The sequence below is a fragment of the Massilimicrobiota sp. mt181 genome (assembly GCF_055420065.1).
Map to the genome: position 1 here is coordinate 39,894 of NZ_JBVAYN010000013.1, position 22,621 is coordinate 62,514.

A 22,621-nucleotide genomic window follows, 5' to 3' on the forward strand; every position below is an offset into this window, starting at 1 on the left:
TATGAAGAAAATTTGTGTTTTAGGAGTAACAGGATCAATTGGACAACAAACTGTTGATGTTGTCAAACATCATCGTGACAGTTTTGAAATTGTAGCGATGAGTGCCGGAAAGAATATAGATTTATTAGAAAAAATCATGACAACAATACATGCCAAACATATTTGTGTGCAAAATGAGGAGGATATGATTTATCTTCAAAGAAAATATAAAGATATTCATTTTTATTGTGGTGAAGATGGTTTGATTTCTATCGCAACTTTATCTGATGTTGATATTGTCCTGAATGCGATTGTAGGATTTGCTGGATTGGTTCCTACAATGAAAGCTATTGAAGCTCATAAAGATATTGCGCTTGCCAATAAGGAAACACTTGTTGTGGCTGGGCATTTAATTATTCCATTGGTTAAACAAAATCATGTTCAGTTATTACCTGTTGATAGTGAACATTCTGCTATTTTCCAATCACTTAATGGTGAGCGTCATTGTGACATCAATAAAATTATTTTAACAGCCAGTGGTGGAAGTTTTCGTGATAAATCCAGATTAGAACTTCAACATGTTACAGTTGAAGAAGCTTTAAAACATCCCAATTGGTCAATGGGTGCTAAAATTACTATTGACAGTGCAACATTGTTCAATAAAGGATTAGAAGTTATGGAAGCCAAATGGCTTTTTGATGTTGATTATGATGATATTGAAGTCCTTATTCATCCTGAAAGTATTATTCATTCTATGGTTGAATTTAAAGATACTTCCGTAATTGCACAACTAGGAACACCTGATATGCGTTTACCTATTCAATATGCTTTAACTTATCCAGAACGTCAGCCATTGATAGGTGGAAAGAGATTGTCACTTGGAGAAATAGGAAGTTTACACTTTGAAAAACCTGATTTTCATCGCTTCCGTGCTTTAGCGTTATCTTATGAGGCTGGGCGTAAAGGTGGGTCTATGCCATGTGTTTTAAATGGTGCAAATGAACAAGCCAATGCATTGTTCCTCAATGGACATATTTCTTTTTTAGATATTGAAAAACTTGTCGAAGAAGCAATGCGTGCTCATCATTGGATTGATAATCCTTGTTTAGACCAATTGATTGAAATTGATCAATGGGCTAGAGATTATGTACTAGAGAGAGTAGGAGAAAGATAGATGCAGACAATTATAACGATTATTGTTTTTTTACTGATTTTAGGTTCCATTATTATCATTCATGAATTTGGTCATTTTATGGCTGCAAAAATATTTGGAGTCTATTGTTCTCATTTTTCCATTGGTTTTGGTCCTAAATTATGGTCAAAGAAAGGAAAAGAAACGGAGTATGAAATACGTGCTCTTCCTTTTGGCGGATTTGTTTCTATGGCGGGAGAAGAACAAAGTGAAGATGACGAATTCAAAGATGTTCCTATTGAAAGAACATTAAAAGGTATCAAGACATATCAAAAAGTTATTATCTTTTTGGCAGGTGTCTTTATGAATTTTATTTTGGCTATTGTTGTCACTTTTGGTGTTAATCTATTCAGTGGGCAGTTACCTGTCAATAATGCACAAGTGGGACAGGTAATTGAGAACTCAGCAGCCCAGGAAGCTGGCTTACAGACGGGGGATATCATTCAAGAAATGACTATTAATGAAACAGGTCAGGTCATTTTGGTTTCTAATTTTGATGATATACAATTAACACAAGAAGGGCTCAATACAACAGCCTCTTCAATTCATGTTCAAATCAAAGTTCAAAGAGGGAATCAAACAGAAATGCTTAATGCAACTTTAAAGTATGATTCAACTTCCCAAGCATATAAATTAGGTATCTATCAAGCAACTCGTTCAATGAATCTTGCAGAATCTATTCAATATACATTTATTTCGATTGGAGAGATGAGTGTTGCTATTTTTGCAGCATTAAGTCAGTTGATTACGCGTTTTAGTGATACAGTTACACAACTGTCAGGTCCAGTTGGCATTTTTCAGGTCACTTCTCAGGTTACCCAGACAGGACAGGTCACTTATATTTTGAATTTGTTATCGTTGCTTTCTGTCAATGTAGGTATTTTCAATCTTTTACCTATTCCTGGTTTGGATGGATGTCAGGTACTATTCGCATTGATTGAAAAGGTTATAGGTAGAGAACTTCCTGAAAAAGTTAAAATTGGTTTACAGTTATGTGGTTTAGGTCTTGTGATGCTTTTAATGGTTTTTGTCACATATCAAGATATTTTAAGAATATTTCAATAAAAGGGATTATATCATCCCTTTTTGATATAAGGAGGTAAATTTCATGGATAAAATGCTTATTCTCTTGCAACAGTTACACCTTGAAAATGATGTTTCTGCATTGAAGAGTGCATATATAGAACGTGTTATTGTTCATAAAGATAATTCGTATACGTTTTATATTGGGGCTTCTCATATTGTTCCATTAAAGGAAATACGATTGTTATTTGCTGCTAAAAATGAATTTCCTTATCCTTGTGAATTTCTTTTTGATTGGGCATCATCTTATTCACCACAAGATGTTAAAGAATATGCTTTATTTATTTTTGATGGCTTAAAGCATCGTTTCCCACAGATAGATTTTATAAATGAACAATTATTAAGCTTTCAAGATAATACACTACAAATAGAGGTTATTAATGAAATTCAGCTGAATCAGTTAGAAAAACTTTATCAGATTTTTGATAAATATTTTAATAAATTTGGTATGCAAATTGGTTTTAAAGCTTATATTGATCAAAATAACAGTACATATCAATCTATCCAAGAGGAAATGAATGCCTTAAATGAAGTTAAGGTTGATAGCAAAACATTTGATCAGAATGTTCCTGTAAAAAAAGAAACGAAGACTAAATATCAGGGATATAAAAAAGATTATTTTTCTTTAACGATTGATGAAATTGATGATACAGTTAAAGATGTCATGATTCAAGGATATGTTTTTAAAGAAGATTCAAAGAAAGTCAGATCTGGAAAAACAATTCAATCATTGTATGTGACTGATTATACGAATAGTATTGTTGTCAAAAGATTTGAAAATAAAGGATCCAACAGTTTAGAAGAAATGAACAAAGTCAAAAAAGGGGATGTCTGGGTTCGTGTTAAAGGTAATGTGGAGTATGATAATTATTTAAAAGATACTGTTCTTAATGCAAGAGAAGTAGAAATTATACCATCTCCTAAAGTCCGTCAAGATCAGGCCGAAAAGAAACGTGTTGAATTACATGTACACTCTAAAATGTCTTCCATGGATGGAATTGGCAGTATTACTGAATATGTGCAAAGAGCTGCATATTGGGGACATCAGGCTATTGCTGTGACAGATCATGGCAATGTACAATCTTTCCCAGAAGCGCAGACTGCCAGCCAAAAATATAAGATAAAAATGATTTATGGTGTTGAAATGTATATGATTGACCCTGAATTTACTGTTGTTTATAACGAAAGAGATGAAACATTAAAAGATTTAACTTTTGTATCTTTCGACTTAGAAACAACGGGTCTTTCTGTAATGGATGATGATATTACTGAATTTGGAGCTGTTAAAATAAAAAACGGACAGGAAATAGATCGTATTCAGAGTTTAATTAAACCAAAGAAACGTATATCACAAAAGATTACAAATTTAACACATATTACAAATGAAGATGTGAAAAATGCACCTACGATTGAAGAGTTTTTACCAAAGATTTTGGAATTTTTTGGTGATGATGTGATTGTTGCTCATAATGCGACATTTGACGTTGGTTTCTTAAATGAAATTCTACAAAGATACGGATATCCAAAATTAAAGAATCCTGCTATTGATTCTTTAACATTGGCATGGAAAATTTTGCCTGAGCTGAAAGGATATCGTTTAGGAAATGTAGCACGTCATTATCGTATTCCATACGATGGCGATGATGCTCATAGAGCTGATTATGACGCAGAGGTTTTAGCAGGTGTTTTCAATATGATGCTTCATGATATGATGCAGAATGGATATTATCATCTGTTAGATATGAATCAAATGGAGTGTCCACATGCCTATAAAATTGTTCGTCCTAAACATATGTGTGTCTTAGCTAAAAATAAAACAGGTCTTAAAAATATGTTTAAGCTTGTTTCTGAAGCCAATACAACGTATTTTGAAAAAACATCACGTATTCCTCGTCAAAGACTTGAACATTATCGAGAAGGTCTCCTTTTTGGAAGTGGATGTTACAACTCTGAAATCTTTGATTTGGCGATGACACGAAGTTTAGATGAATTAAAACAGGCCATGTCTTTTTATGATTATATTGAAATTATGCCACTGGATATTTGTCAATATTTTGTAGAGCGTGGAAGAATTGATACCATGGATGATTTGATTCGTATTTTACGTCGTATTGTTGATACTGCCAAAAGTATGGGGAAGTTGATTGTGGCGACAGGTGATGTTCATTACCTTGATCAAAAAGATAAAATATTTAGAGATGTTTTTACCTGCAATCCTAAAATAGGATTGGGTGGAGCACTTCATCCGTTGACTGATCGTAACAATCCTCAAGCATGGACACCGGACGAATACTTAAGAACAACAAATGAAATGATGGATAGTCTTCCTTATTTAAGTGATGATGAAAAATATGAGTATGTTGTTGAAAATACGAATAAGATTGCGGATATGATTGATGGTGATTTTCATGTTGTTCATGATAAACTTTTTACACCTCATATTGATAATGCTGATGAAAATTTAAGAAAACTCTGTTTTGAAAATGCCCATAAACAATATGGAGAAGTTTTACCTGAGATTGTTGAAAAACGTTTAACTAAAGAATTGGATAACATTATTAAACATGGGTTTGGGGTGATTTATTATATCGCTCATAAGTTAGTTAAAAAGTCTAATGAAGCTGGATATCTGGTAGGAAGCCGTGGGTCTGTAGGATCTTCATTTGTTGCGACGATGGCCAATATTTCTGAAGTGAATCCTTTGCCACCTCATTATTTCTGCCCACATTGTCAATACAGTGAATTTTTGCCAGAAGGTTATATCGCAAATGGATATGATCTTCCTGATAAAAAGTGCCCTCACTGTGGTCATCCATTAAAGGGTGATGGACATAATATTCCTTTTGAAACATTCCTTGGATTTAATGCTGATAAAGTTCCTGATATTGATTTGAACTTTTCTGGTGATTATCAACCTACAGCACATGCTTATACAAAAGAGATTTTTGGTGAAAGTCACGTCTATCGTGCCGGAACAATCTCAACTGTTGCCGAAAAAACAGCTTATGGATATGCGAAAGGATATGCGGAACTCATGGGCAAAGAAAACACAATACGTGGGGCTGAACTAGAGCGTATTGCGAAAGGATGTACAGGAGTTAAACGTACAACAGGACAGCATCCAGGTGGGATTATTGTCATACCTGAGAATATGGATGTCTTTGATTTTACACCCTATCAATATCCTGCCGACGATTTGACTGCTGAATGGAAGACAACGCATTTTGACTTCCATGCCATTCATGATAACGTTCTTAAATTTGATATTTTAGGACATGTTGATCCAACAGTTATTAGAATGCTACAGGACTTGACAGGAGTCAATCCAAAAGATATACCAACCAATGATCCAAAAGTCATGAGTTTATTTAATTCAACAGATGCTCTTGGTATTGATTTGAGTTTCCTTAATTGTAAAACAGGAGCATTAGGATTACCTGAGTTTGGAACAAAATTCGTTCGTGGTATGCTTGAGCAGACACACCCAACTTCATTTAGTGATCTAGTCATTCTTTCAGGGTTGTCACATGGAACCGATGTTTATTTAGGAAATGCGGAAACATTGATTAGTTCAGGAACTTGTACTTTAAAAGAAGTCATTGGATGTCGTGATGATATCATGGTTTATTTGATTGAAAAAGGTTTACCAAATAAAGATGCTTTTGACATCATGGAATGTGTTCGTAAAGGGAAATCTCCAGTTGTTTTCCCTGAGAAAAAATATGAAGAATTAATGCGTCAACATGATGTACCGACATGGTATATTGAATCATGTAAAAAAATCAAATACATGTTCCCTAAAGCTCATGCGGCCGCATACGTTTTGAGTGCTGTACGTGTAGCGTGGTGGAAATTATATTATCCTAGAGAATACTATGCTGTTTATTTTTCAACACGTTGCGATGCCTATGATATTGAAACAATGATTCAAGGCAAAGATGCTGTTTATGCAAAATATCAGCAGATTTTAAATGATAAACAAAACGGTGTTAAAATTTCTAATAAAGAAGAAGCTTTGATATCTGTTTTTGAAATTGCTTTAGAGATGTTTGAAAGAGGAATACACTTTAATAATATTTCTCTTGAAAAATCAGATTCTCAGAATTTTATTATTGATCCTGATGATGATTCAGCACTTCTGCCACCATTTACATCTATTGATGGACTGGGAACTTCAGTAGGAGACAGTGTTATTGAGGCACGTTTGGAAAATAATTTTTTATCCAAAGAAGATGTTATGAAAAGAACAAAATTAACAAATAATCAGATTGATTTTTTAACGAAACTAGGCGTTTTTGAAAATATGTCTGAAGAAAATCAATTATCTTTGTTTGATTTATAATAAAAAAGAGTGATGAAAGCATTGTTTTTTGTGATTGATTATGTTATATTATTAAAGTAATCAGTGATTTACGAGAGGGGCAACCCTCTCGTTTATATTTGTAAGCGGAGGATTATATGTTAGAAAAGATTAAACAACTTATTCAACCCATACTAGATGAAAATGATGTTTACCTTGATGATATTGAGTATGTGAAAGAAAAAAATGAATGGTACTTAAGAATCTTTATTGAAAAAAATCAAGGTCATCTTGATATGGATACATGTGTTGTTGTCAGTGAAGCCATTAGTGATTTGTTGGATCGTGAAGATCTTATTCAGGATGAATATTATCTGGAAGTTTCTTCACCTGGTGCTGAAAAGCCATTAAAAACACTAGAGAAAGTTCAACAATCTGTTGGTGAATATGTTTATATTAAATTTAAGAATCCAACACAAGGAATGGATGAAGTCTATGCAACAATATTAAATGTTGAAGATACAAACATTGAATTGCAATATATGGCAAAAAATATCAAGAAAAAATGTTTCATTGACTATAATGATATTGCTTTTATAAGGTTAGCTGTTAAATTTTAAGGAGGATCATGAAAAATGGCTAGTAAGAAGTTTATTCAGGCATTAGATTTACTTGAAAGTGAAAAAGGAATTAAGAAAGAAATTGTTCTTGATGCTTTAAAAGAAGCTTTAGAGAAATCTTATAAAAAGAATTATGGAGGACCTGAATCAATTATTCGTGTTGAAATTAATGAAGTAAATGGTAAGATTCGTTTGTATGAAATTAAACATGTTGTTGATGATGTTAATGATGAGGATTATGAATTATCTTTAGAAGAAGCACAAATGATAAATCCTAAATACCAGATTGGTGATGATGTTGTGACAGAAGTGGATCCAGAAGTTTTTGGACGTTTAGCTGCCATTCAAACGAAACAATTATTAAAACAAAAAATTCGTGAAGCTGAAAAAGAAACTTTATATAATGAATACATTGATAAAAAAGATGATATTATCAATGGAACTGTTGATCGTGTTGAAGAACGTTTTGCGATTATCAATATTGGGAGAACAGGCGCATTATTGCCATTGAATCAACAAATTCCAGGGGAAAAGATTTATGAAGGACAACGTATTAAAGTTTATGTCAGCGATGTTGAGCGTAATACAAAAGGAACACATATTGGTGTGTCTAGAACAGAACCTGGTTTAGTTAAAAGATTATTTGAAATGGAAGTTCCAGAAATTTATGATGGAACAGTTGAAATTAAATCTGTTTCTCGTGAAGCAGGAGATCGTAGTAAAATTGCTGTTTATACAGCTCATGAAAATATTGATCCAATTGGTGCCTGTGTTGGACCAAAAGGAAGCCGTGTGCGTAATGTTGTCAATGAATTAAATGGTGAAATGATTGATATCATTGAATGGAGCGAAGATCCTGTTGTTTACATTTCTCATGCCCTGTCACCATCTGATGTTGTTTATGTTGATGTAGATGAGGAAAAACATAGTGCATTAGTTATTGTGCCTGATAATCAGTTATCACTTGCTATTGGGAAAAAGGGGCAGAATGCGCGTTTAGCTGTTCGTTTGACTGGATGGAAAATTGATATTAAATCAGTGAGTGAAGCCGCAAGTGAAGGTATTGTTTATGGAGAAGATGCTGAATTTGAAAAATCATTTGAATCAGCAATGAATATGGAAGAAGATATGCCAGTTCAAGAAGAAACTTTTGATGAAATCTCTGAAGAAGTGCAAGAAAATGTTACTGTTGATAATGAAAATGGTATAATAGAAGAAGAGGAAGTCTCATACGATGATCAAGAGTCTGAGGATCAGGAACAATCTGATGATTATGAAGAGTCAGATGAATATGACGATTATGACGATTACGATTATGATCCAAAATATGATGAAGACATTGATTACGATGAATTTGATAAATACTATGATGAAAAATAGGGGTGATTTTGATGCGTAAAATACCTTTAAGAAAATGTGTAGCAACACATGAACAACTTCCAAAAAAAGAATTGATTCGTGTTGTGAGAAATAAAGAAGGAGAAGTCTTTGTAGATCCAACAGGAAAAATGAATGGGCGTGGCGCATATTTGAAAAAAAGTCTTGAAGCTATTGAAATTGCTCAAAAGAAAGGCGTTTTAAAAAAGTCACTAGAAGTTGATATTCCTGATTCTATTTTTGAGGAACTTAAAAAATATGTTGGATAAAAATGTACTCTCTTTATTAGGACTTGCTATGCGAGCAAAAAAAATTGTTACTGGCGATGTTTTAATGAAAAACATACGCCAGAAGAAAGTTTATTTTGTTTTAATTGCTGAGGATGCAAGTGAGAATACAAAGAAAAAGTATGTAGATAAGTGTTCATATTATCACATTGATTATCAGATTAATGGATTTATTGATGAGATATCTCGTGCAATTGGGAAAGATAATCGTGTTGCTTTAGGTATAGTAGATAGAGGTTTTGCAGATAAAATCAAATCAAAATGAGGAGGTTGATATTATGGCAAAAAAGAATACATCAGCAAAAAAGAAGGGTAACCATCATAAAAAGAAATTGATTTCTAATATTCCTGCCAAAAAGGAAGAAAAGACTTTAGAAGATGGGATTGTTGAGTATGAGGAAGGAATCACTGTTGGTGAATTGGCTGAGATGATTGGGCAGACACCTGCTAATGTTATCAAAGTCTTATTCATGCTTGGCATTATGGTGACAATTAATTCATCTTTAACTGACGAACAAGTAGAACTTATTTGTCTTGAATATGGTTATGAAGCTAAGAAAAAAGTTGTTGTTAGTGAAATTAATTTTGAAGATATTGAAATTGTAGATGATGAGGCTGATTTAGTCAGCCGTCCACCTGTTGTTACAATTATGGGACATGTCGATCATGGGAAAACAACTTTACTTGATTATATTAGAAAATCAAGAGTTGCTGAAGGAGAGTTTGGTGGAATTACACAACATATTGGTGCCTATCAGGTAGATGTTAACGGTAAAAAGATTACCTTTTTAGACACACCTGGACATGAGGCCTTCACAGCTATGCGTGCCCGTGGAGCTCAGTTAACGGATATTGTTATTATTGTTGTTGCTGCGGATGATGGTGTTATGCCTCAAACAAAAGAAGCAGTTGACCATGCTTTGGCTGCTGGAGTTCCTATTGTTGTGGCTATCAACAAAATTGATAAAGAAGGTGCTGATCCTGAACGTATTAAAGGTGAAATGAGTGAGTTGGGTCTGATGCCTGAAGAATGGGGTGGAGATACAGTTTATTGTAATATTTCTGCCAAAAAAGGAATTGGAATTGAAGAACTTTTAGAAACTTTAACAGTTGTTGCCGAATTAGCGGATTTAAAAGCTAATCCAAATCGATATGCATATGGTAGTGTTGTTGAAGGACGTTTAGATAAAGGTCGTGGACCAGTTGCTACATTATTAGTTCAAAATGGGACATTAAGAGCTGGTGATCCTATTGTTGTAGGTACTGCTTTTGGTCGTGTTCGTCAGATGCTTAATGATAGTGGAAAAGAATTAAAAGAAGCTGGACCATCAATGCCTGTAGAAATTACTGGTTTAAATGATGTACCTGTTGCTGGAGATAAATTCATGGCTTTTGAAACTGAAAAGATGGCACGTCATGTTGGAGAAGAAAGACAAAAAGCAAAACAGGAACAAGATCGTGGTGTAAGTTCTGCGATGAGTCTGGATGATTTATTTAATCAGATTAAAGAAGGACAAGTTGCTCATTTAAATATTATTGTTAAAGCTGATGTGAATGGAACAGCAGAAGCTGTTAAAGGATCATTAGAAAAAATTGATATTGATGGTGTCCGTGTGAATGTTATTCGTTCTACTGTTGGGGCAATTAGTGAATCTGATGTTTTATTAGCAAGTGCTTCTAAAGCAATCATTTACGGCTTTAATGTGAGACCTGATGCTAATGTTAGACGTAAAGCTGAAGAAGAAGGTGTTGAAATCAGACTTCATAATATTATTTATAAAATGGTTGAAGAAATCGAAGCTGCAATGCGTGGAATGTTAGCACCTGAATTAGAAGAAGTCATTACTGGACAGGCTGAAATCAGACAGGTTATTAAAGTTTCAAAGATTGGGAATATTGCAGGTTCATATGTCACTGATGGATACATTAGAAGAGATTGTGGTATTCGTTTAATCCGTGATGGTGTTGTGATTTATGAAGGAAAATTAGCGTCATTGAAACGTTTTAAAGATGATGCCAAAGAAGTTTCAGCTGGTTATGAATGTGGTATGACAATTGAGAATTATAATGATATTAAAGAAGGAGATATCATTGAAGGATTCATCATGGAAGAAGTAGAAAGAAAATAGGAGATGTTCTTTTATGGTATTAAAAAAAGAAAAAATGAATAATATTATTCAAAGAGAATTATCTGAAATTTTACAGATGGAAGTCAAAGATCCAGCAATTGGATTTTGTACTATCACTGGTGTAAAGGTCACAAATGATTTATCTATTGCCAAAGTTTATGTTTCTTTTTTGAATAAAAATCCTCAAAAAAGAATGGCTGCATTAGAACATTCTAAAGGATTTATTCGTACTTTGTTATCAAAACGATTAACGATTCGTAAATGCCCAGAACTTCAATTTATTATAGATTCTTCATTGGAATATGGGAATAAAATTGAAAGCATTATTGAAGAATTGCATACTGATAAAAAGATTTCTAAGTAATTGGAAATCTTTTTTATATATTATTTGAAGATTAGAAATAATAGGCATATAATAAAGAAAGGAGGACGTAAAATATGAAGAAATGTATTATAAACGGGAAAGTCATTCTACATGATGAAATTGTAGAAAAGAATGTATTTATCGAAGATGATAAAATTACTGAAATCAGTGAACGTATGCCTGATGGAGAGGAAATTATTGATGCAAAAGGTGATTATGTAAGCCCTGGATTTATCGATGTTCATACACATGGACGTGGTGGCAGTGATACAATGTATGCAACTTTTGATGATTTAAATACGATTTCTAAAGCAACATTAAAAACAGGAGTTACAACTTTTTTACCAACAACAATGACAATGCCTGTAGATGATATTGCGAAAGCTGTTGAAAATGTAGCTCTTCACAAAGATGAGGTTGAAGGTGCGCAAGTTTTAGGTGTACATTTGGAGGGACCTTTTTTTAATAAAAAATATAAGGGAGCTCAGCCAGAAGAATGTATGATTTTGCCAACGGTAGACAATTATCTTTCTTTTGTAAAAGATCATCAGGATATTATTCGAAAAATATCAATTGCTCCTGAATTAGAGCATTCTATTGAGTTTATTCAATATCTTAAAGATAAAAATACTGTTGTTTCTATAGGACATACAAATGCAACTTATGAAGAAGCGCAAGCTGCTATTGATGCTGGTGCGACTTCAGGAACACATACTTATAATGCAATGACACCTTTGACACATCGTGCTCCAGGTGTTGTTGGTGCGATTATGATCAATGATAGTGTTTATGCTGAATTGATTTTAGATGGTGTCCATGTCAATTTTGCTGCTGCTAAAGCTTTATTACGTACAAAAGGAAAAGATAAATTAATTTTAATTACAGATTCATTAGAAGCAGCAGGTTTGGAAAATGGAAAATATCTTTTAGGAAATCAGGATGTGTATGTTAAAGATGGAGAAGCAAGATTAATTGATGGAACATTAGCAGGAAGTATTGTTTCTATGAATGTCGCAGTTAAAAATGCTTATGAACATCTTGGATTAACTTTAAATGAAGCTGTTAATTTAGCAAGCTACAATCCAGCTCAAAGTTTAAATGAACCATTATTAGGTGAAATTAAAGTTGGAAATTATGCTGATATTATTTTCTTTGATGAAAATATTCAGGTTTCTCAAACAATGATTAAAGGTCAAATGAAATAGGTGGGTATAAAATATGATGACTTTAAAAAATAAGGAATTAGAAGTAGAACTTAATGCAAAAGGTGCTGAAATCATTAAAATAATTGGTCAACACGATCAAATTAATTATATGTGGCGTAGAGATCCATCATTATGGGCAAGCAGTGCACCTATTTTGTTTCCAATTGTAGGTGCTTTGCATAATGATGAATGTACTATTGATGGACAAACATATCATATGACACAACATGGTTTTTCACGTCATAATGAGTATAAAACGCATCAAATATCTGATACATGTGTCGAATTTGAATTAACACCAAATGAGGCTATTTTACAGCAATATCCTTATTTGTTTCAATTAAAAGTTATTTATACATTAAAAGATAATACACTTGAATGTCAATGTATTGTCAAAAATACAGATCAACGCACTATTTATTTCCAAATTGGTGGACATCCTGCTTTTGCTTGTCCTTTTATGGAAAATGAATCAAGCAACGATTATTATATTGAGTTTGAAAAAGAAGAAACAATGTCTCAGAAGGTGATTGATGTTCCACATCGTGCTATGTCGCATGTCACAAAACCTTTCTTTGATCATGAAAAACGCTTTTTTATCAGACAGGCATTATTTGATAATGATGCTATTGTTTTTAAAGATTTTCAATCAAGTTATGTGACTTTAAAATCATTAAATCATCAAAAGTATATCCGTTTCCATATGCAAAATTTCCCTCATTTAGGAATTTGGACAAGTAAACATGTGGGTGGATTGGTTGCATTAGAACCATGGAACGGACATGCTGATTATGTAGATTTTCAAGGTGAATTCAAAGATAAAGAAGGTATTATTTCATTAGAACCCGAACAAGAATTTACTTGTCAATTTGCTATTGAAATACAACAATAAATAACAATCTTTTTATCACAAACATGTTATACTTTGATCATGAAGATCAAAATTATTGAAAAAACACATGAATTGGATTTAGAAGATGCGTTAAATGAATTTCTTCAAAAAGAACAGCCTCATATTCAAGATTTACAGTATCAAGTTGCATTAACATCATGTCATGGCGTTTTAGAATACAGTTTTAGTTGTCTCATTGTATATTCATGATGAAATAAAGCCATAATAATCTTATGGAGGTGAGACTATGGCTAAAGATGTGAAATGTAGTGTAGATAGTTGTAAATATTATTGTAATGGGAGTTGTGAAGCGAATTGTATACATGTAGGTAATTGTCATTGTGTTGAAGCAAAAAAGACTGCTGAAACTGCATGTGATACATTTGAATGCCGTGGAAAATAAGTCTAATGATTCTATTTTCATCATTCATGAATGAATGTAAGGATGTCATTATATGAATTATAATGATATCCTTTTTTATATGAACGTCATAATTAGATATGGCTATCTTATAACAAATTTGTTATAATAAATAAGGTGATGATATGAAAAAAATAGGTATAATGATCATCATTTTGTTCTTATGTGTTGCATGTCATTCATCGTCTTCTCAAGAACAATTTAAAGAATATTATCAAATCAAAGAACAATTGATGTCTTGTGAGAATTTCGATGAAAGTTATCCTTTTCAAGTTCGACTTGTTTTTAATCAGATAGATGATAAATATCGTTATGATGTCATTATAGATCAACCTGAAATAGATATGTATTATATCGAAGCCATGGCTTATGCGCATGAAAACGATGATGAAATGTGTCCTGTATTAGGCATTGTTGATGACTCTGTTAGTCATTTAAAAGTGGGATATGTTGATAAGACTGAACATTTTTATAAAGGTGTACAGCTTTCCGGACAATGTTTAGAAAAACAGGATGTGAGATTGTATATATCTTATTATTTAGATGAAGCACAAAAGCAAAAAGTTGAAAAATATATTGAGGTAAAAATATGAGATTAGATAAATTATTGGCTCATTGTGGTTTTGGGACACGAAAAGAAGTCAAAACTCTTATAAAAAATGGATATGTAAAAGTGAATGGTGAAGTGATTAAAAAAGATAAATACCATGTTGATCCGGTCGGAGATAAAGTCTATGTAGATGATGAACAAATTCATTATCAGGAATTTGTTTACTATATGCTTAATAAACCAGCTGGATATGTCAGTGCAACTGAAGATAATATCTATCCTACAGTTATTGATTTGATTGAAGAAAATTATCGTCAGGATCTTTTTCCTGTTGGACGTTTGGACATTGATACTGAAGGATTACTTTTAATAACGAATGATGGTGTTTTAGCACATCAGTTATTATCACCTAAAAAACATTGTCCTAAAGTTTATTATGCGAAAATAAAGGGCGTTGTTACAAATGATGATGTACAGACTTTCTTATCTGGTGTTACAATTGATGATGATTATCAATGTCAAAGTGCACATTTAAAGATTTTAACAACAAGTGATACAGAAAGTGAAATTGAAGTTGAAATCTATGAAGGGAAGTTCCATCAAGTCAAAAAAATGTTTAAAGCTGTAGGTAAAGAAGTTGTTTATTTAAAGAGAATTCGTATGAAAAATCTCACTTTGGATGAATCTTTACAGCTTGGTGAATATCGACAGCTTACGGATGAAGAATTAGATAGATTAAAAAATGAAACTGTGTTACAATAGAAAAAAATACAGGAGGAAAATATGCGTTTAAGAAATAATCCTAAAGCTAACGATATTTTAGCACAACATGAAGATATCGTTGTGTTAGATGGAAAAAAACATAAAGCAAAATGGAATGAGTTATTTGGAACAGAAAATCCAATTTATATTGAAATTGGTATGGGAAAAGGTGATTTTATTATTGAAAATGCCTTACGTTACCCAGATATAAATTTTATAGGTATTGAAAAATTTCCTAGTGTTATGGTAGGGGCCTTGAAAAAAATAGATCAACAAAATCTATCTTTACCTAACTTAAAATTATTAAAAGAAGATGCTATCTTTTTGACTGATATTTTTGATAAATATGAAGTCAGCCGTATCTATTTAAACTTTAGCGATCCATGGCCAAAAAAACGTCATACGAAAAGACGTTTGACTTCGCCAGCTTTTTTAGATGTTTATCAAAATATTTTAGTACCTAATGGTGAATTAATTTTAAAAACTGATAACCGATCACTTTTTGAATATTCTTTAGTATCTTTTCAAAATTATGGGTTATATTTTAATGATGTCTGTTTAGATTTACATCATAGTGAGGGCTATGAAGATAATATTCAGACAGAATATGAAAGAAAGTTTTCTCCGTTAGGACCTATTTATCAAGTAAAAACAACTTTTAGAAGGAGTGAAAATAATGGATAATTTAATAAAAATTAGTGATTTAGAAAGTTATGAAAAAGCAATTCAAGGACAATCAATGCTTGTCTTTTCTACAACATGGTGCCCTGATTGTCATTTTTTGAAAACATTTATTGATGATCTGGTGAAACAAAATCCACAGTGGACTTTCTATTATGTTGATAGAGATGAAATGGTTGATTTATGTGTTGATTTAGAAATTATGGGAATTCCATCATTTATTGCATATAAAAATGGAAAAGAAGTTTCTCGTTATGTAGACAAATTAAGAAAAACACAACAACAGATTCAGGAATTTATTGATCAAATTCAATAACCAAGATTACAGGGACTGAATTTTAGGAGGCGTACAATATGTTTAAAAAGTTTTTTAAAAAAGAAGAGGAAGAAGAATTGTATGAAAAAGTGGATCCTGTTTTAGAACAAAGACGTAAAGAGAAATTTAGTGCACCATTGATTTATAATGATGAAATAAATGAAGAAAAGGATACCAAAAAAGAAGAAGTAAAAAAGAAAGAACCGAAAAAAAATACAAACATTGAATCAACTTATAGGATGAGTGAAATTATTTCTCCTATGACAGGTCTTAAAGAAACAAAAAAACCTGAAGTTAAAAAGACTGTAAAACCTAAAGTCAAAAAAATAAAAAAGGAATCTGATGAACTTATTCCTATTATTAGTCCTTTCTATGGACCATTTGAAAACATTGATGAGGAAAAGAAGACATCTCCAACAAAAAAACAGGAAGAGCCAAGTGTTGAGGAAAATTTAAGAAATATAGCCAATATTGTCGAAGAAGAACAAGATCAATTAAAAATTATTGAAGAGAGAACTGGAGAATTTAAATTAGATTTTAAAAATAAGGACGAAGATTCTTTTATAGATGAAATTGATGACTCTATGAGTTTAGATGAATTAATGAGTCTATATGAAAAGAAATTTAAAGATTAATGAAGGGAATAGGTGTTGACATTATTGATCTTGAGCGTTTAGATGTTGAGAATTTAAATTTTGTTAAACATATTTTAACAGAAAAAGAATACTTGATATTTGTAAATATGAAATCTCAAAAAAGACAAAGAGAATTTTTAGGTGGACGATTTGCGGGAAAAGAGGCCTATATGAAAGCAAATCATATAGGAATTGGAGACATTTCTTTTCATGATATCGAAATTCTTAATGATAAAAGTGGTGCTCCTTATCTTCATGATTCTCATGCTCATATATCTATTTCTCACGAAAATAAATATGCTATTGCCTTTGTTGTAGTTGAAAAGTAAAGATTTTCTTTACTTTTTTTATATCTTTTGTTTATCCAATTTTTTCAAATTGGATAAGTTATTCAATGATTTTGAGCATTTCTATACGTTTTTGTTGATTTTTTTCTTCCAAAATAGAGTAAAAATGTATAGAAAAGTGCAAAAAATGCTAATTTTGGTCATTTGTAGACTTTCTTGTATACTAAAAACAGGGAGGTAAATATAAAATGTTCAATGAAGTGATTTTAATTGGAAAATTAGCTGAAAGTCCAAAATTCAGAGAAACACCTACAGGTGTAAAACTTGCAACAATTATTTTAGATGTGGAAAGACCTTATCGTAATAATCTTGGAATACGAGATCATGATTTTATCAGTTGCGTTTTATGGAAGGGCATTGCTCAGGAAGTTATGGATTGTTGTGAGGCAGGCAGCTTTTTAGGAATTAAGGGGAGATTGCAATCTAAGACGTTTGAATCATCCGATCATCTTTCTACAACGATTATGGAAGTTAAAGTAGAGCACGTAGAATTTTTGGACAAATATTTTATGAAAAAATAGTCGTTTTTGACTATTTTTTTGTTTCTTTTTTATGCATAATTGTGTAAAATAGATAAGAATAATAGAAAGGGGAGATCTCAATGAATATTGATCAGTCACATATTAGAAATTTTTCTATTATTGCACATATTGATCATGGAAAATCGACTCTTGCAGATAGAATTTTACAACTGACTGGCGCAGTTGCTGATCGTGATATGAAAGAACAACTTTTAGATAGCATGGATTTAGAAAGAGAAAGAGGTATTACAATCAAATTAAATGCTGTACAGTTAACTTATACAGCCAAAAATGGTGAAACCTATCTTCTTCATTTGATTGATACACCTGGGCATGTAGATTTTACTTATGAAGTTTCACGCTCTTTAGCAGCTTGCGAAGGTGCTGTTTTGGTTGTTGATGCTGCTCAGGGAGTTGAAGCACAAACATTAGCTAATGTTTTTCTGGCATTAGATAATGATTTGGAAATTTTACCTGTTATTAATAAAATTGACTTGCCTAGTGCAGATCCGCAGAGAGTTATTCATGAAATAGAGGATATTATCGGATTACCAGCCGATGAAGCACCACTTATTTCAGCAAAAACAGGCCTTCATGTTGAAGATGTTTTAGAAGATATCGTTCATCATGTTCCTGCTCCTCGTGGAGATCAATCACATCCTACACAAGCTTTGATTTTTGATTCTTATTATGATAGTTATCGTGGTGTTATTGTTTTTGTATGTGTGAAAGAAGGAAAAATCAAAGTTGGTGACCATATTCGTTTTATGGCCACTGATGCGGTCTATGAAGTTATTGAATTAGGTGTAAGAACACCAAAAGAAGTTAAAAAGGATGAATTAGTGACTGGAGAGGTAGGATGGATTGCGGCTTCTATCAAGTCCATTGCAGATGTCCATGTTGGAGATACCATCACAACATTAGAACAGCCTTCCAAAGAACAGTTACCGGGATATAGAAAATTAAATCCAATGGTGTATTGTGGTCTTTATCCTGTTGACAACGCTAAATATAAAGATTTGCGAGAAGCTTTAGAAAAAATGAAACTGAGTGATTCATCACTGGTTTTTGAACCAGAAACATCACAAGCTCTTGGCTTTGGTTTTAGATGTGGTTTCTTAGGTTTATTGCATATGGATGTCATTGAAGAAAGATTGGAAAGAGAATTTGATTTAGAGTTAATTGCAACTGCTCCATCTGTTATTTATCATTGCTATCTTACAGATGGCTCAATGATTGAAATTGATAACCCAGCTGCTTTACCTGGGCCACAAAAAATTGATCATATTGAAGAGCCTTATGTGAGAGCTTCTATTATGACGCCAAATGAATATGTAGGTCCAATTATGGAGCTTTGTCAATCTAAGCGTGGAGAATATCAGGATATTGAATATATAGATGATATGAGAAGAAATGTAGTTTATCTCATTCCATTAAGTGAAATTGTTTATGACTTCTTCGATAAATTGAAATCATGTACAAAAGGGTATGCATCTTTTGATTACGAACTTGAAGGATACAAGGAAAGTCGTTTGACAAGAATGGATATTTTATTAAATGGAGAAGTTGTCGACGCTTTATCTACCATTGTTCATAAAGATTTCGCTTATAATCGTGGACGCATTATTTGTGAAAAATTGAAGGAGATTATACCTAAACAAATGTTTGAAGTGCCAATACAGGCTGCTATTCAAGGAAAAGTCATTGCCCGTACTAATATTAAAGCGATGCGAAAAAATGTCTTAGCAAAATGTTATGGTGGAGATATTTCACGTAAAAAGAAATTATTAGAGAAACAAAAAGAAGGAAAGAAAAGAATGAAAGCTGTTGGAAGTGTTGAAATTCCACAAGAAGCTTTTATGGCTATTCTTTCTGTTGATGATGATTAAGAGAATTTGTGAAATTCTCTTTTTCTCATGGATTGATTTACATTCCTTAACATATATAATATAATAGGCCAAGGAGGTGCATTAAGTGTGAAGTTTTTTCATAAAAATCCTATTAAATTTAAAGGACAAAAAGAAGTTGAAACACAAATTAAAAATCAGACTGATAATGTCATCTCAAGAAGATTTAAAATATTAATAGGGGTTGTTGGAATTATTGGGATTATTTTGTTAATAAGATTGTTTTTAACACAAGTAACCCAAGAAGAGTATTATGAAACAAAACTTGTACAATACAATACAAGTGTTTTTACTGCTGATACATTCCGTGGAAATATCTATGATAGAAACTATAAACGTCTCGCCTATAATAAGAACATTAATTGTGCAACTTATTATGCGGTTCAAAATATTACAGAAGATGATATGAAGATTATTGCTAATTTTTTGGTGAAGAATGTTAATGTTGATATAAAAGATGTCACTGAAAGAGATAAAAAAGATTATTTGATTTTAAAAGATAAAAATTTAGTCAATCAACTTATCACTGATGAAGAAAAAGCACAATATTCAGATGACGAAATTTATCAATTACAGCTGAGCCGTATTACAAGTGAAATATTGAAAGAAAACCTATCAGATGATGATGTCAAATATTATATGCTTTATTCTAAAATTCAAAACTGTACAAGTGGTTCTGTTGTCTTATTAGAAGGATTGACAATTAAAGAAGCCAGTTTGATTGGTGAAAATTCTAATATTTTAAGAGGTGTGAAAGTCACAAATGACTGGTCTCGTGAAACAACATATGGTTCTGAATTTAAATCTGTCTTAGGAAGAGTCACAACAAAAAAAGCAGGATTACCTGCAAGTATGAAAGATATTCTTCTAGCGCAAGATTATAATAATGATGCAAGAGTAGGAATCAGTGGTCTAGAAATGCAGTATGAAGATATTTTAGCTGGAACTCCTGCAACATATTCACTTTCATATGATAGTGATGGTAATCCAATTATTGAAACAGTTTCTAATGGTTCTAAAGGTGATAATATTCGCTTAACTATTGATTGGGATTTACAATCTTCTATTACTGATCGTATGGAAAGCATAATGAAATCTCAAACAGGTTCAATGTATAAATATGCCAATAACATTTATCTTGTTTTGATTGATCCAAATACTGGTGCTATCTATGCCATGGTTGGAATGCAAAAAGATAGTAAAGGTGAAGTCTATGAATTAGCTGGTGGAGCTGTACAAAACGCATTTGCAATTGGTTCGGCTTTTAAAGGTGGAACGATTTATGCGGGAATTAAACATGGTGTTATTGATCAATATACAGAATTTGATGATACAAGTCGTGGTTTTAAAATTGCAGGTACACCAACAAAATTTTCTTGGAATAAAGGTGGTTTAGGTCGTTTAAATGCAGCTGAGGCTTTATCTCAATCTTCCAATATTTATATGTTCTATGTAGCGACACTATTAGGTGGAGGAACTTATGAATATGATCAACCTTTGTCTATTAAAGATTCTGCTTTTGACCAGATGAGATTAGATGTTGGAGAATTAGGATTAGGTGTAAAAACTGGTATTGATTTACCAAGTGAAGCATTAGGTTATCGTGGACCAGTGACTTCACGTCAAGCAGGTAATTTACTTGACTTTGCGATTGGACAATATGATACATATACACCTATTCAAATGGCGCAATATATTTCAACAATTGCTAATGGTGGAAAGAGAATTCAACCACATTTATTTATGGAATCATTTACAGAAGATAATGAAGGAATGAAAATTTCTTTATTGCAACATCAAGTCAAAGTACTAGACGATGTCTCTAGCTATAAGATGGCCTTTGAAACAATCCAAAATGGTTTTAGAATGGGATGCGTTTCTGGTTTGGCTACAAGAGTAAATGGTGATTATGAAGCAGCTGGAAAGACAGGGACAGCTCAGGTGACGTATGAAGGAACAAACGATGTTTGGGCCAACCATGCATTCATTGGGTATGCACCATATGATAATCCAGAAGTTGCTGTCGCATGTATTGCTGAAGCTCAACCTGATAGTGGAAGTTCAACTTGTCAGACGTTGTCAAAATACGCTTTTGAGCAATATTTTGAAAAATATAGATAAAAAGTAAAAAATTTATGGTAATTTAAGATTGTTTATGCTATTATATTATGGCAAAGTCGTGATGGAGGTGTAAAAATGAGAGAAAACATCATTTTAAAATGTACTGAATGTGGTGAAGAAAACTACATTAATACAAAAAATAAAAGAAATCATCCTGAAAGAATGGAAGTCAAAAAGTACTGTCCAAGATGTAATAAAAAAACAGCTCATAGAGAAAAAAAATAAGCCTTTTTGGCTTTTTTTCTTTATATATGGAGGAAATGATAAGATGATAAAAAAATTAATTTTAGGAACTATGCAAACCAATTGTTATGTTGTTTATAATGATTTACATGAATGCTTTATTGTTGATCCAGGAGCACAAGGGCAAAAAATAAAACGTTTTTTAACAGAAAATGAATTGAATTTAAAAGCTATTTTGTTAACACATGGACACTTTGATCATATTGGTGCTGTTGACTATCTTTATGAACAATATCATTGTCCAATATATACAAAAAAAGAATCCTTTGAAATTATTGCGAATCCTCAATATAATCTATCAGCAATGATGGGTGAAGCTTTTACTTTAAAATCACCTATTATTGAGGCTGAAGATACAATTCAGATTGCTCATATGACAGTTCAATGGCTGTTGTTAGAGGGACATTGTTATGGAAGTAGCATGATCTATATTCCTGAGGAAAATGCCTTATTAAGTGGAGATGTTTTATTCGCTGGATCTATTGGTCGTTATGATTTTCCTACATCTTCTCATCTCACAACAAAAGAAAGTCTGAAAAAAATCAAATCACTTCAATTTGATGCAAGATTATTACCAGGGCATGGAGAAGAAAGTACTTTAAAATATGAACAACAACATAATCCTTTTTTAAGATCATAAAATTTATGATCTTTTTTTTGTCCCAAAAAAAGAAAATTGTAAAAAAAAT

24 protein-coding genes are annotated in these 22,621 nt (G+C 32.2%); all 24 read left to right on the forward strand.

Going from position 1 to position 22,621, the window contains the following annotated elements; translation table 11 throughout:
• The first annotated feature begins 1 nt into the window (after position 1).
• The 24 genes from ACZYT4_RS08610 to ACZYT4_RS08725 all read left to right on the forward strand — a co-directional run bounded on the left by ACZYT4_RS08610 (position 2) and on the right by ACZYT4_RS08725 (position 22,572).
• Positions 2-1,153 (forward strand): 1-deoxy-D-xylulose-5-phosphate reductoisomerase, encoded by a 1,152-nt coding sequence (locus ACZYT4_RS08610; protein WP_463784678.1) that lies wholly within the window; start codon positions 2-4, stop codon positions 1,151-1,153.
• Complete coding sequence (locus ACZYT4_RS08615) at positions 1,154-2,236, forward strand: M50 family metallopeptidase (protein WP_463784680.1); 1,083 nt, start codon at positions 1,154-1,156, stop codon at positions 2,234-2,236.
• A 43-nt stretch (positions 2,237-2,279) separates the two neighbouring features.
• The gene (locus ACZYT4_RS08620) at positions 2,280-6,596 is read left to right on the forward strand and encodes a PolC-type DNA polymerase III (protein ID WP_463784683.1); all 4,317 of its coding nucleotides are present in this window, start codon (positions 2,280-2,282) and stop codon (positions 6,594-6,596) included.
• 116 nt (positions 6,597-6,712) lie between these two features.
• On the forward strand, positions 6,713-7,174 hold the full coding sequence (locus ACZYT4_RS08625; protein WP_463784685.1) for a ribosome maturation factor RimP: 462 nt from the start codon (positions 6,713-6,715) through the stop codon (positions 7,172-7,174).
• Between the two features lie 15 nt (positions 7,175-7,189).
• A complete protein-coding gene (gene nusA / locus ACZYT4_RS08630) occupies positions 7,190-8,554 on the forward strand; it encodes a transcription termination factor NusA (protein WP_463784688.1) in 1,365 nt (454 codons plus the stop codon).
• 11 nt (positions 8,555-8,565) lie between these two features.
• The gene (gene rnpM, locus ACZYT4_RS08635) at positions 8,566-8,820 is read left to right on the forward strand and encodes an RNase P modulator RnpM (protein ID WP_463784689.1); all 255 of its coding nucleotides are present in this window, start codon (positions 8,566-8,568) and stop codon (positions 8,818-8,820) included.
• Positions 8,810-9,103 (forward strand): L7Ae/L30e/S12e/Gadd45 family ribosomal protein, encoded by a 294-nt coding sequence (locus ACZYT4_RS08640; protein WP_463784691.1) that lies wholly within the window; start codon positions 8,810-8,812, stop codon positions 9,101-9,103. Before rnpM ends, ACZYT4_RS08640 begins: the two co-directional genes overlap by 11 nt.
• A gap of 13 nt (positions 9,104-9,116) precedes the next feature.
• The gene (infB, locus tag ACZYT4_RS08645) at positions 9,117-10,967 is read left to right on the forward strand and encodes a translation initiation factor IF-2 (RefSeq protein WP_463784693.1); all 1,851 of its coding nucleotides are present in this window, start codon (positions 9,117-9,119) and stop codon (positions 10,965-10,967) included.
• A 13-nt stretch (positions 10,968-10,980) separates the two neighbouring features.
• Complete coding sequence (gene rbfA, locus ACZYT4_RS08650) at positions 10,981-11,331, forward strand: 30S ribosome-binding factor RbfA (protein WP_463784696.1); 351 nt, start codon at positions 10,981-10,983, stop codon at positions 11,329-11,331.
• A 74-nt stretch (positions 11,332-11,405) separates the two neighbouring features.
• Positions 11,406-12,536: an N-acetylglucosamine-6-phosphate deacetylase gene (nagA, locus tag ACZYT4_RS08655; protein ID WP_463784700.1), complete on the forward strand. Its 1,131-nt coding sequence runs from the start codon at positions 11,406-11,408 to the stop codon at positions 12,534-12,536.
• A 13-nt stretch (positions 12,537-12,549) separates the two neighbouring features.
• Positions 12,550-13,428 (forward strand): aldose 1-epimerase family protein, encoded by an 879-nt coding sequence (locus tag ACZYT4_RS08660; protein ID WP_463784703.1) that lies wholly within the window; start codon positions 12,550-12,552, stop codon positions 13,426-13,428.
• A gap of 39 nt (positions 13,429-13,467) precedes the next feature.
• Positions 13,468-13,638 carry a sporulation protein Cse60 gene (locus ACZYT4_RS08665; protein ID WP_463784707.1) on the forward strand — a complete coding sequence of 57 codons (171 nt, stop codon included), beginning with the start codon at positions 13,468-13,470 and terminating at the stop codon, positions 13,636-13,638.
• Between the two features lie 37 nt (positions 13,639-13,675).
• Positions 13,676-13,831: a DUF1540 domain-containing protein gene (locus ACZYT4_RS08670; RefSeq protein ID WP_463784708.1), complete on the forward strand. Its 156-nt coding sequence runs from the start codon at positions 13,676-13,678 to the stop codon at positions 13,829-13,831.
• 143 nt (positions 13,832-13,974) lie between these two features.
• Positions 13,975-14,442, forward strand: coding sequence for a hypothetical protein (locus ACZYT4_RS08675; RefSeq protein WP_463784710.1), 468 nt, complete (start codon positions 13,975-13,977; stop codon positions 14,440-14,442).
• Complete coding sequence (locus ACZYT4_RS08680; protein WP_463784713.1) at positions 14,439-15,161, forward strand: pseudouridine synthase; 723 nt, start codon at positions 14,439-14,441, stop codon at positions 15,159-15,161. The genes ACZYT4_RS08675 and ACZYT4_RS08680 overlap by 4 nt, the downstream gene beginning before the upstream one ends.
• A gap of 21 nt (positions 15,162-15,182) precedes the next feature.
• Positions 15,183-15,845 carry a tRNA (guanosine(46)-N7)-methyltransferase TrmB gene (trmB, locus tag ACZYT4_RS08685; protein WP_463784717.1) on the forward strand — a complete coding sequence of 221 codons (663 nt, stop codon included), beginning with the start codon at positions 15,183-15,185 and terminating at the stop codon, positions 15,843-15,845.
• Positions 15,838-16,158, forward strand: coding sequence for a thioredoxin family protein (locus ACZYT4_RS08690; protein ID WP_463784719.1), 321 nt, complete (start codon positions 15,838-15,840; stop codon positions 16,156-16,158). Before trmB ends, ACZYT4_RS08690 begins: the two co-directional genes overlap by 8 nt.
• Before the next feature lie 38 nt (positions 16,159-16,196).
• Positions 16,197-16,793, forward strand: a complete 597-nt coding sequence (locus ACZYT4_RS08695; protein WP_463784720.1) for a hypothetical protein — start codon at positions 16,197-16,199, stop codon at positions 16,791-16,793.
• Complete coding sequence (acpS, locus tag ACZYT4_RS08700; RefSeq protein WP_463784724.1) at positions 16,793-17,122, forward strand: holo-ACP synthase; 330 nt, start codon at positions 16,793-16,795, stop codon at positions 17,120-17,122. The genes ACZYT4_RS08695 and acpS overlap by 1 nt, the downstream gene beginning before the upstream one ends.
• A gap of 206 nt (positions 17,123-17,328) precedes the next feature.
• Entirely contained in the window at positions 17,329-17,661 is a 333-nt protein-coding gene (locus tag ACZYT4_RS08705) for a single-stranded DNA-binding protein (RefSeq protein ID WP_463784726.1), read from the forward strand.
• A gap of 80 nt (positions 17,662-17,741) precedes the next feature.
• Positions 17,742-19,550 (forward strand): translation elongation factor 4, encoded by a 1,809-nt coding sequence (lepA, locus tag ACZYT4_RS08710; protein WP_463784728.1) that lies wholly within the window; start codon positions 17,742-17,744, stop codon positions 19,548-19,550.
• Between the two features lie 87 nt (positions 19,551-19,637).
• A complete protein-coding gene (locus tag ACZYT4_RS08715) occupies positions 19,638-21,689 on the forward strand; it encodes a peptidoglycan D,D-transpeptidase FtsI family protein (RefSeq protein ID WP_463784729.1) in 2,052 nt (683 codons plus the stop codon).
• Between the two features lie 75 nt (positions 21,690-21,764).
• A complete protein-coding gene (gene rpmG / locus ACZYT4_RS08720) occupies positions 21,765-21,914 on the forward strand; it encodes a 50S ribosomal protein L33 (protein ID WP_463784733.1) in 150 nt (49 codons plus the stop codon).
• 43 nt (positions 21,915-21,957) lie between these two features.
• Positions 21,958-22,572 (forward strand): MBL fold metallo-hydrolase, encoded by a 615-nt coding sequence (locus ACZYT4_RS08725; protein WP_463784735.1) that lies wholly within the window; start codon positions 21,958-21,960, stop codon positions 22,570-22,572.
• The last annotated feature ends 49 nt before the right edge of the window (positions 22,573-22,621 follow it).

Bases quoted from the DNA above. Each gene is read 5' to 3' on its own strand.
- ACZYT4_RS08680 (WP_463784713.1), top strand. From the start codon at position 14,439: ATGAGATTAGATAAATTATTGGCTCATTGTGGTTTTGGGACACGAAAA.
- ACZYT4_RS08660 (WP_463784703.1), top strand. From the start codon at position 12,550: ATGATGACTTTAAAAAATAAGGAATTAGAAGTAGAACTTAATGCAAAA.
- ACZYT4_RS08670 (WP_463784708.1), top strand. From the start codon at position 13,676: ATGGCTAAAGATGTGAAATGTAGTGTAGATAGTTGTAAATATTATTGT.
- ACZYT4_RS08725 (WP_463784735.1), top strand. From the start codon at position 21,958: ATGATAAAAAAATTAATTTTAGGAACTATGCAAACCAATTGTTATGTT.
- ACZYT4_RS08695 (WP_463784720.1), top strand. From the start codon at position 16,197: ATGTTTAAAAAGTTTTTTAAAAAAGAAGAGGAAGAAGAATTGTATGAA.
- lepA (WP_463784728.1), top strand. From the start codon at position 17,742: ATGAATATTGATCAGTCACATATTAGAAATTTTTCTATTATTGCACAT.
- ACZYT4_RS08690 (WP_463784719.1), top strand. From the start codon at position 15,838: ATGGATAATTTAATAAAAATTAGTGATTTAGAAAGTTATGAAAAAGCA.
- ACZYT4_RS08665 (WP_463784707.1), top strand. From the start codon at position 13,468: ATGAAGATCAAAATTATTGAAAAAACACATGAATTGGATTTAGAAGAT.
- ACZYT4_RS08620 (WP_463784683.1), top strand. From the start codon at position 2,280: ATGGATAAAATGCTTATTCTCTTGCAACAGTTACACCTTGAAAATGAT.
- infB (WP_463784693.1), top strand. From the start codon at position 9,117: ATGGCAAAAAAGAATACATCAGCAAAAAAGAAGGGTAACCATCATAAA.
- ACZYT4_RS08705 (WP_463784726.1), top strand. From the start codon at position 17,329: ATGTTCAATGAAGTGATTTTAATTGGAAAATTAGCTGAAAGTCCAAAA.
- ACZYT4_RS08675 (WP_463784710.1), top strand. From the start codon at position 13,975: ATGAAAAAAATAGGTATAATGATCATCATTTTGTTCTTATGTGTTGCA.
- trmB (WP_463784717.1), top strand. From the start codon at position 15,183: ATGCGTTTAAGAAATAATCCTAAAGCTAACGATATTTTAGCACAACAT.
- rbfA (WP_463784696.1), top strand. From the start codon at position 10,981: ATGGTATTAAAAAAAGAAAAAATGAATAATATTATTCAAAGAGAATTA.
- ACZYT4_RS08610 (WP_463784678.1), top strand. From the start codon at position 2: ATGAAGAAAATTTGTGTTTTAGGAGTAACAGGATCAATTGGACAACAA.
- ACZYT4_RS08625 (WP_463784685.1), top strand. From the start codon at position 6,713: ATGTTAGAAAAGATTAAACAACTTATTCAACCCATACTAGATGAAAAT.
- ACZYT4_RS08640 (WP_463784691.1), top strand. From the start codon at position 8,810: ATGTTGGATAAAAATGTACTCTCTTTATTAGGACTTGCTATGCGAGCA.
- rnpM (WP_463784689.1), top strand. From the start codon at position 8,566: ATGCGTAAAATACCTTTAAGAAAATGTGTAGCAACACATGAACAACTT.
- nagA (WP_463784700.1), top strand. From the start codon at position 11,406: ATGAAGAAATGTATTATAAACGGGAAAGTCATTCTACATGATGAAATT.
- rpmG (WP_463784733.1), top strand. From the start codon at position 21,765: ATGAGAGAAAACATCATTTTAAAATGTACTGAATGTGGTGAAGAAAAC.
- nusA (WP_463784688.1), top strand. From the start codon at position 7,190: ATGGCTAGTAAGAAGTTTATTCAGGCATTAGATTTACTTGAAAGTGAA.
- ACZYT4_RS08615 (WP_463784680.1), top strand. From the start codon at position 1,154: ATGCAGACAATTATAACGATTATTGTTTTTTTACTGATTTTAGGTTCC.
- acpS (WP_463784724.1), top strand. From the start codon at position 16,793: ATGAAGGGAATAGGTGTTGACATTATTGATCTTGAGCGTTTAGATGTT.